Below are 14,383 nucleotides of genomic sequence, written 5' to 3'. Positions count from 1 at the left end.
TGGAACCACCCGGCCGGTTTTATTCATCATGTTTGCACGGGTTTACAGAAAATGCCGGATTTTGACCTTCCTGATGGCACTGTTGTTTCGACTGACAGCCGCTTAACCGTTTGACAATCCGTTTACAACGGGCAAATTAATAGGCTGAACGAATCAATGCCAACCACATGAGGTAGCCATGACCGTTACGTCCCACTGCATCACCGCCGCCGATATTGCCAAAGCGGCCGAAATCCTGCAAAACCACGCGATCCGCACACCAGTAATGACTTCCCGCCAGGCGGATGAGATCGCCGGTGCCCAGCTCTTTTTCAAGTGCGAGAATTTCCAGCGCATTGGGGCCTTTAAATTCCGTGGTGCCTTTAACGCCATCAGCCAATTGACCCCGGCTCAGCGCCAGGCCGGAGTAATAGCCTTCTCATCCGGTAACCATGCGCAGGCCATGGCGTTGGCGGCCCGTGAGCTTGGAGTGAACGTTACTATCGTGATGCCGCATGACGCCCCCGCGGCCAAGCTGGCGGCAACCCGTGGCTACGGTGCAAACGTGGTGATCTATCAGCGGCAAACCGAAGACCGGGAAGCCATCACCCAACGGCTAGCGGCGGAACAGGGCTTAACGGTGATCCCACCTTACGATTATCCGCAGGTGATGGCTGGCCAGGGCACCGCAGCTAAAGAGTTGATCGAAGAAGTTGGCCCGTTGGATATTCTGCTGGTTTGTACCGGTGGCGGCGGGCTGCTCTCTGGATGCGCCATTGCGGCACATCACTGGTCGCCCGGCTGCCGGGTATTTGGCGTCGAACCCGAGGCGGGCAACGATGTGCAACAGGCATTCCGCAGTGGTGAAAAAGTATGGATCCCGGTACCAAAAACCATTGCCGACGGCGCACAAACCCAGCAGGTAGGCAATCTCACCTTCCCGATCATTCAACACTATGTGGAAGATATTTTGACGGTGACCGACCAACAGCTGTGCCAGCAAATGCGTTTCTTTATGGAGCGGATGAAGATGGTAGTCGAACCGACCGGTTGCCTGGCTGCCGCTGCGGCGATGAATCAGGTCATCGATCTGCAGGGCAAAAAAGTCGGGGTGATCGTCAGCGGTGGTAACGTGGACGTCGATAAAATCGGCCAGTACCTCGCCATGGCGCAGGATTGATTAAATTACCGCCAACAGGAAGCTTGCTCGCGCTTTTACCGGTGTCAGTTTATACGCCGCTGGGCTAGTATAACCAAGGTATACCCGTCGTCTTTCAAGCTGCAGCGTTGTTACCTGCACTATCTCACCCCAGTCACTTACAAAAGTAAGCTCCTGGGGATGAGATAGCTTGGCGCCTAGCTGCAACTTGAAATCCATAGGGTATAAGGAATGAGTAATTCTTTGTGACAAGCAAACAGGATTTTGTGGTATTCACGCGTCAAGTGCCACGGTGAACACCACAAAAACTGTTATTCAATTCATTGATTAAAGATAACTGAATGAGCATTTCTGATAATAACCGCAGCTCCGCATCCTCCTACCGTTACTCTCTTCCTGACCGCGCGGGCGATTTACGCCAGCTAGGGCAGCTCACCGGTTCTGCCTGTGCCGTAGAATGCGCCGAAATCGCCGAACGCCATCCCGGCCCGGTGATGCTCATCGCCCCGGATATGCAGAATGCATTGCGGTTGCGTGACGAAATCCAGCAGTTTACCGATCAGATGGTGACCACCCTTTCCGACTGGGAAACGCTGCCATACGACAGCTTCTCGCCCCATCAGGAAATCATCTCTGCGCGGCTTTCCAGCCTGTATCATCTGCCGACCATGGCACGCGGCATCATCATTCTGCCGGTGAATACGCTGATGCAACGCGTCTGCCCGCATGAGTTCCTGCATGGCCATGCGTTGGTGATGAAAAAGGGCCAACGACTTTCGCGGGATCTGCTGCGGGCACAGTTGGAACAGGCCGGTTATCGCAGCGTCGACCAAGTGATGGAGCATGGCGAATTTGCTACGCGCGGAGCGCTGCTTGACCTGTATCCCATGGGCAGCGAAGAGCCTTATCGCATCGACTTTTTCGACGACGAGATCGACAGCCTGCGCACCTTTGATGTGGATAACCAGCGTACGTTGAGCGAAGTGGACGCCATCAACCTGCTGCCAGCGCACGAGTTCCCGACCGATAAGGCCGCCATTGAGCTGTTCCGTAGCCAGTGGCGTGAACAGTTTGAAGTGCGTCGCGACGCCGAACATATTTATCAGCAAGTGAGTAAAGGCACCTGGCCTGCCGGTATCGAATACTGGCAACCGCTGTTCTTCAGCCAGCCGCTGCCTTCCTTGTTCAGCTATCTGCCAGCCAATACGCTACTCGTCAACACCGGCAACCTGGAGGGAGCAGCCGAGCGTTTCTGGCTCGATGTCAATCAACGCTATGAGAACCGGCGGATCGATCCGATGCGGCCGCTGCTGGCCCCGGATACCCTATGGCTGCGGGTCGATGCGCTATTTGCCGAGCTGAAAGCCTGGCCGCGAATGGCGTTGAAAACCGAGGAGCTGCCTGCCAAATCCGGTTGCACCAACCTGGGCTATCAAACCCTGCCGGATCTCGCCGTCCAGGCCCAGCAGAAGGCCCCACTGGATAATCTGCGACGCTTTATTGAAAGCTTCACCGGTGGCGTGGTCTTCTCGGTAGAGAGTGAAGGCCGCCGCGAAACCCTGCAAGATCTGCTTGGTCGCATCAAGCTGAGTACCAGCCTGATCCATCATCTGGATGAGGTCGAAGCATCGGGCCGTTATATGATGGTCGGAGCCTCCGAGCGTGGCTTCCTGGATACGCTGCGTGACCGGGCGTTGATCTGTGAAAGCGATCTGCTCGGTGAACGCGTCAGCCGCCGTCGGCAGGATAATCGCCGCACCATCAATACCGATACCCTGATCCGCAACCTGGCAGAGCTGCACCCAGGGCAGCCGGTGGTGCATCTGGAACACGGCGTTGGCCGCTACGTTGGCCTGACCACGCTGGAAGCTGGGGGCATCAAGGCGGAATATCTGATCCTCTCCTACGCCGGTGAAGACAAGCTGTACGTGCCGGTCTCTTCCCTGCACCTGATCAGCCGCTATGCCGGAGGAGCCGACGAGAACGCCCCGCTGCACCGGCTTGGCGGGGATGTCTGGTCGCGAGCCAGGCAGAAAGCCGCCGAACGCGTGCGTGACGTGGCCGCCGAGCTGTTGGACATCTATGCCCAACGTGCCGCCAAGAGCGGTTTTGCGTTCAAACATAATCGTGAGCAGTATCAGCTGTTCTGCCAGACCTTCCCGTTTGAGACCACGCCAGATCAGGAACAGGCCATCAACGCGGTGCTGAGCGATATGTGCCAGCCACTGGCGATGGATCGCCTGGTCTGCGGCGACGTTGGCTTTGGTAAAACCGAAGTCGCGATGCGTGCCGCCTTCCTGGCCGTCGAAAACGGTAAGCAGGTCGCGGTACTGGTGCCGACAACCCTGCTGGCGCAGCAGCACTTCGACAACTTCCGCGATCGCTTTGCCACCTGGCCCATCCGCATCGAAATGATGTCGCGTTTTCGCAGCGCCAAAGAGCAGCAGCAGATCCTGGAAGAGGCGGCCGAGGGCAAGGTCGATATCCTCATTGGCACCCATAAGCTGTTGCAGAGCGATCTGCGCTGGAAAGATCTGGGGCTGTTGGTGGTTGATGAAGAACACCGCTTTGGCGTACGTCACAAAGAGCGTATCAAGGCGATGCGCGCAGACGTAGATATTCTGACGTTAACCGCCACGCCAATCCCACGCACCCTGAATATGGCCATGAGCGGCATGCGCGATTTGTCGATCATTGCTACCCCACCGGCCCGCCGTCTGGCAGTGAAAACCTTTGTCCGTGAGTACGACAGCCTGGTGGTGCGCGAGGCCATCCTGCGTGAGGTACTGCGCGGCGGCCAGGTGTATTACCTGTATAACGACGTCGAGAATATCGATAAGGCCGCCGAACGCCTGGCGGAGCTGGTGCCAGAAGCACGGATTGCCATTGGCCACGGCCAGATGCGGGAACGCGATCTGGAACGGGTGATGAACGATTTCCACCACCAGCGCTTCAACGTGCTGGTTTGTACCACCATTATTGAAACCGGCATCGACATCCCCAGCGCCAATACCATCATTATCGAACGGGCAGACCGCTTTGGCCTGGCACAATTGCATCAGCTACGCGGCCGCGTTGGGCGTTCGCACCATCAGGCCTATGCTTATCTGTTAACCCCGAACCCGAAGGTCATGAGCACCGACGCACACAAGCGGTTGGAAGCGATTGCCTCGCTGGAAGATTTGGGGGCCGGGTTCGCGCTCGCCACCCACGATTTGGAAATCCGTGGTGCTGGGGAGCTGCTGGGGGAAGACCAAAGCGGCCAGATGACCACCGTGGGCTTCTCGCTGTATATGGAGCTGTTGGAAAGCGCCGTCGACGCCCTGAAGAACGGGCGTGAGCCTTCGCTGGAAGATCTCACCAGCAATCAGACGGAAGTGGAACTGCGCATGCCTGCGCTGCTGCCCGATGACTTTATCCCTGACGTGAATACCCGTTTGTCCTTCTATAAACGCATTGCCAGCGCTAAAAATGAGGGTGAACTGGAGGAACTGAAGGTTGAGCTGATCGATCGCTTTGGCCCGCTGCCGGATGCAGCGCGTAACCTGCTGCAAAGCGCGGCGATGCGTCAACAGGCGCAGATACTGGGGATCAAGCGTATCGAAGGCAACGAGCGCGGGGGCTTTATCGAGTTTGGCGAGAAGAACCGGGTCGATCCGGGTTATCTGATTGGCTTGCTGCAAAGCAAACCGCAGGTTTACCGCCTGGATGGGCCAACCAAGCTGAAGTTTATGCTGGATCTCACTGACCGGGCCGAACGACTGAAGTTTATCGGCGAGCTGCTGGCGGCGTTCAGAGAGCATACTTTGGCAGCTTGAGGCCAATGCCCCTAATCCTTAGATCATGTCTTCTCCGCCTTAGCGGATAAGACATGATCTAGCTCGTTCAACGTCCTTGATGGCATTGGCAATGCGTTTATTGATGCTCACCGCGTTTCGTTGCAGCGAGCTGCACCTGGGGGAGTGGCACGACAATACCACCGCTCATGGATTTCGACATTGTAGTGTTTTATATAAGCCGCGCAGTTAATAACTTCACCACCTCATCTACCGAGGGCAAAGATGGATGGCCCACCATGCGCTGTAACGCATTATCATATTTTTCATGCCAAACAGGTTGAATCATTTCATAACCGTCCTTGCGCAGTTGGTTAACGTTGCGGCGTACAGCAGCTTTCTCCCACATCACGGCCCCCATTACAGGGAAGAACAACACCGGAAAATCCGCAGCAAGCACTACCGTGGTTAAGCGATTTGGCGCAGCACCTTGTGCGACCGAGGCCAGCGTATTCGCCGTTGCAGGCAATACCGCCATGATGTCATGGTCAGAAACAATCTTTGAAGGTTTGTCGCTAGGCCAATCAGCAGTTTTTTCACCCGCAATCACACGGTCAGCCCACAACCCGAGCGTTTCTGCGGGGATAAACTGCTCTGCTTGCCGAGTCATCAACACGGTTAACGAACAGTGAATATTCTTTTTAATCGCCTTCAGGTACTCTGGAAGATAAGTGATATCCACCGAGCCAGTAGCACCAATTAAAATCCGCTTCTTCTCCGTCATGTTCGTGCTCCACGCAAAGCTTTCTAATAGCCACAGCTATGAGAGTAAAAGCCGCAACCTCTACTCTCATGCATCAAGTACCTGAAGGAATTACGGCGTACCAGGAGGTGCTTCCCCCCAGCCCCACTTCTTAATCGTTTCCCGCTTAGGGCATGGCGCTTCAGGTTGCGAATTCGCTTGGGCTCGACGCGATCCCCACTCAATATAAGCGGCAAATGCGGAACGGAACTCAGGATCGGTAGGCAAGTTTACCTCGTCCACACATTCCATCATCAAATCCACCCAACGCTGACGCTGATCCGGTTGGATACTCCTGCCGCGATGCTTGGAAACCATACCCTTAAACCCGCCTCGATGAGCCGTGTAATTAGCTTCTCCACCCAGAACCTCTTCCAGCCAGATAGCGACATGTTCCGGGTGGTCACCCGCCATATGAGCAAACATCGGCGCTAATAACTCATCCTTTTCAACCTTGGCGTAAAAGATCGCCATGAGTTTTAGCAGAACCTCTCTTCCACCCATCCATTCAAATAAAGTTGGTGTATTTTCTGACATAATTACTCCAGTAAAGTTAATTGGTGATAATTCAGACGATATTGATAACTCAACCTAATTCCAGTGAAGCCAGAGCATTAATTCCTAGCTGATAATCTGCAGGTGGTTCCCCACGATACATCCGGCAAGTATGAAACAATGTTTTGAACCCTAAAGAGCGGGCAAATGCGATGGTCTGCTGGGCGTATTCTGGAATATCTAGCGTGACATTCGTCTGCTGCGGCATCTCATTCATCGCGGCCAACATCAGTGCTCTCATGTTTTTCTCATTAGCGGCGTAGAAAGGTCCGACTCGATACCCACCATCGCAAGGACGTAAACCAATTACGCCCTCAATCCCTTTATTACCCACTAATAGAAGTCCTTTTCGCCCTTGGCCGAAAAACCACTCAGTAAGTAAACCGGCACGAGAATACCCGACAAAACTCGCATCATAATCAATCACAGAAGTAATATTTTTTTGATCGACGAGTTCGATATTGTATAGTTCGACAATGTTTTTAGTAGCCGCCCCCACCATGCGGAAAGTGTGATAATGTGTTTTGAACCCATACTTCTGATAAGTGGCCTCTTGAGCGGGCATACCATCCAGGCCAATACAGCGCCCTTCAGCATGTTCAATCGCCATACTCCAAACCGCCAAGCCAAACCCTTGACCGCGAAAATCGGGATTAACAATATAATGGCCAAGATGAGCGTAATTTTGCGCGTGGTTCACAACAGATATCGAAGCAATCGGCCTATCTTGCCAATAGCCGATATAAAAACCCGGCGCATCTACATTAAGGAAACGACTTGCGTCTCCTTCACCAAGATCCCAGTTCTCCTGACGTGCCATTTCCTCCACTACCTGCCATGCTTCGGGTGTGGCTATGCTTACCCGAAATTGGATTTCAGGGCGCTCGGTTATTCTACTCATATTATCTCCTGACCACATGAATAACTTCGGTTACAATCCCATAGACTTGCCAATAAACTCTTTAAGCACTTCACTCGTACCGCCATAAATAGTTTGCACCCGGCTATTCGCCCAGGCTTTCCCCATATATGAATCACTCATATAACCAGCTCCTCCATGCAACTGCAAACAGCGATCGGCCACTTTCATCTGAAGCTCGGTAGTCCAGAGTTTAATTCTTGCCGCATCAACCACGCTGAGGCTTTTCTGGTTAAAGCGAGCGATGGCATCATTTAAATACACCCTGGCTATTTTTACTTCCGTACCCAGCTCCGCTAGCATAAATCTATTCGCTTGAAACGATCCGAGAGGCTGCCCGAAAGCCTTACGGTGCTTTACCCATACCAGCGTTTTTTCTAGTAGATATTCCGCTGTGGCAACAGCAACGGTCGCAATGCTCAATCTTTCTCGTGGCATCCCTCCCATAAAATAGAGGTTGCCAAGATTCTCGCGGCCAATAAGATTTTCGCAGGGAACCCGACAAGCGGTGAAATGAAGATCGGCAGTATCACTGGCATGCCAACCTATTTTTTTCAGCAATGGCCCGCGCTCAAAACCCGGGGTGTTTCGTTCAACGATCAGCAAACTGATGCCCTGCCCGCGTGACGCCTCTGAGGTTCTTACCGCAGTCAGAATAAGATCGGCATTAATCCCATTGGTGATATAGCTTTTATGACCATTGACAATAAAGTACTGTCCTTGCTTTACCGCGGTCGTCTCAAGATCTGCCGAATCCGAACCACCATTCGGTTCGGTAATGGCGATCGCCGCAATAAGTTCACCGCTGCACAACCCTGGCAGCCAGCGAGCTTTCTGCTCATCGGTACCGTGTCTGTCTATATAACTGGCGATCACATCATTATGAGAGATAATGACTGGCGCGGTCATCTCGGCGCGAATTAACTCCTCCGTCAGGACAGCAGCATAGTGATAATCAGGCTTCTGCTGGCCGCCCAATTCACGGGCAACACCCAACCCCAATAACCCCACTTCACCCGCGTGCCGCCAAAAATCACGCCCGATCAGGCCGTTAGTTTCCCACTCAGACAGAAAGGGTTTAGCCTTACGCGCCAGGAAATCACGGCAGCCGAGTCGAAACTGTGTTAACTCTTTGTTTTCCATAATATCCTCAGAAAGATTCCGCGACCAATGCCTGAGTCTCTGGTACCTGCGAAAATAGTGCCTTTACCAGGTCAAAATAGTTATAAATAGCGAAATGGCCCCCTTCGATAGGGTGTAGTTGGGTGGTGGCAAGCGTGTGGTTCCGCCACGCTGCTTGCATTTCTTCAGTGACATTTTCATCTTGATCCGCTGAGATAACGTCCAAGGGTTGCGACACTTTTTTATCCACAAACTCCAAGAACTGATGGCGCAAAATATAATCGGTACGGAGCGAGGTCACCAGCCTACGGGCGAAGGCGGGCTCATTGAGAATGCTCTCTGGCGTCCCATTATCCGCACGCATTTTTGAAATGATTTGATCGTCCGTCCACAAATGTCGGTCATCGTCCGCCTGCACGCTCGGTGCGATAGAGCCTGAAATCACGGAAAACAGCGGGCGCATAGCATAGTTTTCCGCCAACGCCGCACTCACGATAAAACTCAGCACGCCACCAAAACTATGACCAAACGTCACCCACTCGGTCGTCCCAGCCTGCTGGTGCAGGGCAAAGTCCGCATGGATATCGGCGCAGATCCGATCGACCAACAACGGCAGGTTGTCGATCGCCTTTTCACGGCTCAGCACGTCACGGCCAGGTATCTCGATAGGCTTGAACACCAGATTGGAATCCCCTTTGAAGCGGCCAAGCCAAGCACGATAGACGCTCGCGCTAGCGCCTGCGTGTGGGAAGGCATAAATAATGCGCTTGGGCGCAGACGAATTCATATAGGGCTCCTCAGTAAGAAAGAGGCGATACGCTCAGCGACCATCACGGTAGTGAGGTTCGTGGGCATAGAGGGGATACAAGGGAAGAGTGAAGCATCTGCAACGGCGATTTGGCTCAGACCGTGCAGGTTACCCTGTTCATCCGCTGCGGTCTGCGGATCGCTCGCACATCCCATCCGTACCGTACCAGAGGCATGCCAGCCGGGGCTGAGCAGATTTTTGATGGCGTTATGCATAACCTCATCATTGTCGATCATCGCCTCAGACCACAACTGGATACCGTCGAGATATGCCGCAAGCTCAGGGTGATTGATCAACCTCCACATTTGACGTACCCCCCCGACCAAGCGCGCGATATCCTCTGGATCCTGTGATAAAGGCAAATCGATCATCGGCAATTGCTGACTATCCCTGCTCTGGATAAACACTCGTCCTCTGGCCTTGGGACGCATCAGCATCACAGAGGCCCCCACCAAGCGCGGGTAATCCGTGCGATTCTGAAAACCGGGTACGTTCTTGCTCGCCACGTTGTTCATTAATCCTAATTGCACATCAATCTGCGCATCGTACCCGCTGTTCAAGCGCGCAGCAGTTTGCCGCCACGGTGTTTCCTGGATGCCATTTCTAGATTTTGGGAGTGCCCATAGTACTACCGAAGCGTGATCGGACAGATGGTTGCCAACAGCAGGCATATCGGCCACTACGGGAATATCAAGTTGTTGTAATAAACGCGCATCGCCAACGCCGGAACGCTGCAAGATCGCCGCAGATCCTATCGCCCCGGCGCACAGCACGATCTGGTTGGCACGATAGGTTGTATAGCCCCCGTCGTGCGTCGCTTCGACACCAACAGCCTTGCCTGCGTTAAACAGTACTCTCTCGACCATCATGCGCGAGAGGATCTGAAGGTTTTCCCGCTCGCGTGCCGCATAAAGATAGGCACGGTAAAGATCGTATCTTTCCGCTCCCTGCACCACATTGGCGGGTACGACACCCACCGCTGCACTTTCTCCCTCATTCAGATCGTCAACAAAAGCGATGCCGTTCTGTTGGCATATATCGGCAAAGGCTTTCTCCAATGGCAAGATTTCGTCCCCTGAAGGCCTCCGTAACGTGAGAGGTCCTTGGTGACCGTGCAGTGCGGAATCTGGACGATCAACGTCATTTTCCAACTTCTTGTACCACGGCAGAACGTCACACCATGCCCATTGACGACACCCCATATTTACCCAGTGGTTAAAATCGCTGGGAAAGGCCCTTAAGGCTACGGCACCGTTAATCGCAGACGATCCACCCATGACTTTCCCCAGTCGATAGTCAAAGGCTTTACGCTGGTTACGACCTAACGGCTGATTACCATCTCCCTGGACGAAACGAGAAAATCGCTCTGTCCCATGCACGTTGGCTTCGTATGGCCAGTTATAGCCTTCAAGAACCAGACGGGAAGCATCCCGCAACGGACTACCAGGTTGAGCAACGTCGGAATCCTGCCCCGCCTCTAGCAATAAAACACGGTGTTTGCCACTTTCAGAAAGACGAGAAGCCATCACACAACCCGCGGTCCCGCCACCGACCACAATAAAATCATAATCAACCTGCTCTGGAGCCGCTTTAAATAGATGCGTCATACGTATTGCTCCTGAGCCTTGTCCGCTACGCTGGAAAGGATGCGCGAAAAATCACGTACTGAGGCATTCATAAACAAGCTCTCGATCATATCCTGTTCACTGGACGGACCGACCTTAAAGATTTCGCGTACCGCGCTCAACAGCCCCACCGCATGCAATGAATCGCCACCGATGTCGAAAAAACCATCATTGACATCAAAGTCACTGTGTTGCAGCTGTTTTGACCATAAGGCGAATACACAGGCCTCAAGTTCATCGGCGGGTTCACTCTTATCCGCCGCAGCCACCCATTCCCCCCATGGCACGGGCAGAGCGTTACGGTCTATTTTCCCATTACCCGTCAAGGGCATACTGTCCAATAACACAAACCAGGTTGGTATCATATAAGAAGGGAGATGAGCTTGAGCGAGTTCGCGTAGTGCTCCTTCCAACACTCTCTTTTCGTTCTCGCTGGCCTGTTGCTTCGGCACAATATAGGCAGCTAGCTGCTTTTGGCCGGTTTTCGGGTGGTTGACCGCGTTGATCACTACGTGGTTCGCCTGCGGATTCCCCAACAGGCAAGCCTCTATTTCACCCAGTTCGATGCGATAGCCATTAATTTTTACCTGATTATCTTCACGTCCCAAGATCTCAATCAGCCCTTCATCAATATAGCGCCCTAAATCACCGGTTCTATACAGCCGCTCACCCGTGATCGGATGGCTAAAAAATCTCTCCTGCGTTTTTTCAGCATCACCCAGGTAACCTTGTGCCACACCAGCGCCTGCAATGAACAGCTCACCAATAACCCACTTAGGACAAGGTTCAAACCATTCATTGAACACATGAAATTTCTGATTAGCTAATGGCTTACCGTAAGGAATGCTTTTCCAGGCGCTATCTACATGCCGGATAGGGTAAACAATTGACCAGATTGAACCTTCTGTCGCCCCACCCAGGCTGATCACATCAATACCGTTGACGGCGGCCTTGATTTGATCCGGCAGGTTGACCGGGATCCAGTCTCCACTCATCAGCACCAGGCGCAAAGCACTGCCAGAAAGCTGCGAACCGGCCCGCTCTACCAACGCTTTCATCGGTGCCGGCACGCTATTCCACAAAGTCACCCGATGTTTGGTGATCTTTTCAGCCCATATTTTCGGATCGTTAGCCTCATTTTCCGTAGCAAACAGAATGCTGCCACCGGCTCCCAGAACCCCAAAATAATCATAAACGGACAGATCAAACCCCGCTGGCGCAACGGAGAAGACACGGTCATGCTGATTGACATTGAAACGACGATTAATATCCAAAACCGTATTAGCGGCGTTGCGGTGCGTAATCATTACCCCTTTTGGCTCACCAGTAGAGCCGGAAGTAAAAATAACGTAGGCCAGATCATCCAATGTCTGTTTTGCCACCTGCACAGGAAACTTCATCGGTGCAGCACTATCAATGACCACCCCGATGTTGGTTAATCCATCTATTGGTTCCAGGCCAGCAGGCGTCACGATGGCTTTCGCCGCACAGCGCTCAATCAACCGCGCTTTACGCTGCTCGGGAAGCTGTGGATCAATCGAGACATATGCAGCCCCCGCGAAGAGTACACCCAGAATGGCGGCCAGCATTTCCGGCCCTTGCGGCAGAGAAACAGCAACGATGTCACCCGGTTCAATGGCTATAGCAGCACTCAGTTGCTCGGCAACCAGGTTACCGCTGGTGACCAACTCCCCGTAGCTAATCTCTCTTTGCCCCTGAATAATCGCCGTTTTGGTCGGGAACTGACGTGCAGAATGCAAGATCAGATCCTGCAACAACGCCAGTGGCATCCTATCATCCGTCGAATTTGCAGCCAGTCTCTCCTGCATGTCGTCCGTGTTCAAGGCCACCACCGCACCCTGTTGTGACCAAATCTGCGGGTTTTCGCCACAGGCGTTCAGCAGTTTAACGGCTGCCTCAAACATCATTTCCGGCATGCCCACCGGGAACAATCCTTCGACGTAGTTCCAGTTCATAACCAGATCGCCATTGATACGCAACAACTGATTTTCGAGCCAGACACCGGGCGTTTGGGTGCTGCTATACTTCACCATCGCCGTGCCTTCCCAGCCATAGTCGGTGACAATATCTCGTAGTTCCGCATTCAAGGTATTGCTGAAAACCACCGGGAAAGAGAGCGCCCTCTCTCCCTGGCTCAGACGCGTCATTTCGCGTAAAACCTGGATCCCATTGAATGAGGAATGCCAGTAGTTCAACAACTGTTCAGTCTGTAACATCACCAAGCGCTGGCCAAATGCCTCCGACTTACCGTCTTCAACACACAACAGGCTCGACTGAAGATAATTCCCTACGCTTTGTTGCACATCCGGGAAATAGTTACGCCGCGCATGCTGGGTTAAAGTGAGAGTAAAGTTCTGGCGTCGCGACCACAGCCGCAAGGTCTCAACATAAACACCAAGAAAGAGCGTTTCCAGGGTAATTCCCTGTTCAGTCGCGCTCTGGCGAAGCTTATTGACTAATTCCAGTGAGATCGGGTGTGAAAGCGTTTTGAATATGGGATTTTTAATTAATTCAGGTGCCTGATATAGTGGTAATTCAGGAGCTGAGGGCATTGTATCCACTTTATTTAACCAATAGTCCTTATCCCGGCAACCTTGCTTACTTTGCAGAAGTTGCTTTTCTCTTTCAATATAATCTCTAAAATTAAATTCCGGCACGGATTTTACTACATTTGGATTCTGATAGAAGTGCCACCAATCCTTCATCACTATTTTCACACTATGCAAATCAATAAACATCAAATCAAAGCAGAGGTGTAACCGAACCCTCTTTTTATTCAATAAGGTGGCTCTAATCTCGAAAGAAGGTGCAATAGCCAACGAACGTAAATGCGTTTTCATGTCACTTCGTGTGCTATTAATAAACTCCTGCAACTGATTATCATCGATGTATTGGCAATCAGTCACGGCAATCTCATAATGTTCAAGGGCCGCAGAAATTCGTTGGCGGCCACTATCAATCAGTTCGGCGCGTAGCATGGCATGCAGGGAAAGCGTATGGTTCAAGGCTGCATTGAGCCGCTGAAGATCAGGGTTGAAAATTTCGACCTCAAAATAGTAATGCGTTGCAATACCACCCAGAGGTATACCTGCATTGCGACCAATCAAATAAGCGTATTGAATATCGGTTAGCGAAAATGACTCATCTTCTTTTCTTTCCACTGTTTTATCAAAGGTTGTTGAATCATCTACAGGTAGTTTACCATTGAGCAACTCATTTATTTTAATGACATTTTTTTCAACGGAATGCTCAACCTGATGGGTGATGAGGTCATTTTCTTTGCCTGAAAGTTTTAAGCCAATTCTCTTGGCCGATTCCTGCATGACTCGCATAAAAAAACCCTCTGAAATTATTCAATAAAAATAGCATGAGAGCGTTACGCATCCATCAAAATATTCAATAATACCAATCACTTAAAGTTAGGAATAAAATCTCCCCCAAAAATACCGTTGTAACAGCAAACATCGGATAGATGAGATCCCCAAGCCAATAACATAAATAGCGTGAATGCTTTCATTGCGCCAATCAATCAAGCCATCAATTGATTGATAAAATACTACATTACTATGTTTTATGACGTCAAGCATAACCATCATAATAAGTAACAATTCTATATC

9 protein-coding genes are annotated in these 14,383 nt (G+C 52.0%); 2 read left to right on the top strand and 7 right to left on the bottom strand.

Translation table 11 applies throughout. From position 1 onward, the window contains the following. Nucleotides 1-178 precede the first annotated feature (178 nt). Nucleotides 179-1,159: a threo-3-hydroxy-L-aspartate ammonia-lyase gene (locus KGP16_RS11155; RefSeq protein ID WP_223501337.1), complete on the top strand. Its 981-nt coding sequence runs from the start codon at nucleotides 179-181 to the stop codon at nucleotides 1,157-1,159. Between the two features lie 320 nt (nucleotides 1,160-1,479). Then, complete coding sequence (mfd, locus tag KGP16_RS11150) at nucleotides 1,480-4,956, top strand: transcription-repair coupling factor (RefSeq protein ID WP_223501336.1); 3,477 nt, start codon at nucleotides 1,480-1,482, stop codon at nucleotides 4,954-4,956. A 190-nt stretch (nucleotides 4,957-5,146) separates the two neighbouring features. Here the strand turns inward: mfd and KGP16_RS11145 are convergent, their stop codons facing one another. The 7 genes from KGP16_RS11145 to KGP16_RS11115 all read right to left on the bottom strand — a co-directional run bounded on the left by KGP16_RS11145 (nucleotide 5,147) and on the right by KGP16_RS11115 (nucleotide 14,098). Continuing rightward, a complete protein-coding gene (locus KGP16_RS11145) occupies nucleotides 5,147-5,698 on the bottom strand; it encodes a flavoprotein (RefSeq protein WP_179244647.1) in 552 nt (183 codons plus the stop codon). A 90-nt stretch (nucleotides 5,699-5,788) separates the two neighbouring features. Further along, a complete protein-coding gene (locus KGP16_RS11140; RefSeq protein ID WP_179244646.1) occupies nucleotides 5,789-6,253 on the bottom strand; it encodes a group II truncated hemoglobin in 465 nt (154 codons plus the stop codon). Between the two features lie 49 nt (nucleotides 6,254-6,302). Then, nucleotides 6,303-7,172, bottom strand: a complete 870-nt coding sequence (locus tag KGP16_RS11135) for a GNAT family N-acetyltransferase (protein ID WP_223501335.1) — start codon at nucleotides 7,170-7,172, stop codon at nucleotides 6,303-6,305. A gap of 30 nt (nucleotides 7,173-7,202) precedes the next feature. Further along, nucleotides 7,203-8,333, bottom strand: coding sequence for an acyl-CoA dehydrogenase family protein (locus KGP16_RS11130; RefSeq protein ID WP_179251435.1), 1,131 nt, complete (start codon nucleotides 8,331-8,333; stop codon nucleotides 7,203-7,205). A gap of 7 nt (nucleotides 8,334-8,340) precedes the next feature. Then, nucleotides 8,341-9,099: a thioesterase II family protein gene (locus tag KGP16_RS11125; protein WP_179244643.1), complete on the bottom strand. Its 759-nt coding sequence runs from the start codon at nucleotides 9,097-9,099 to the stop codon at nucleotides 8,341-8,343. Beyond that, nucleotides 9,096-10,727, bottom strand: coding sequence for a GMC family oxidoreductase (locus KGP16_RS11120; RefSeq protein WP_179244642.1), 1,632 nt, complete (start codon nucleotides 10,725-10,727; stop codon nucleotides 9,096-9,098). Before KGP16_RS11120 ends, KGP16_RS11125 begins: the two co-directional genes overlap by 4 nt. Then, nucleotides 10,724-14,098, bottom strand: coding sequence for a non-ribosomal peptide synthetase (locus KGP16_RS11115; RefSeq protein WP_223501334.1), 3,375 nt, complete (start codon nucleotides 14,096-14,098; stop codon nucleotides 10,724-10,726). Before KGP16_RS11115 ends, KGP16_RS11120 begins: the two co-directional genes overlap by 4 nt. Between the last annotated feature and the right edge of the window lie 285 nt (nucleotides 14,099-14,383).

Source organism: Serratia sp. JSRIV006 (genome assembly GCF_019968685.1).
GTDB classification, from domain to species: domain Bacteria; phylum Pseudomonadota; class Gammaproteobacteria; order Enterobacterales; family Enterobacteriaceae; genus Chania; species Chania fonticola_B.
This window is presented reverse-complemented; position numbering and strand designations above follow the sequence as displayed.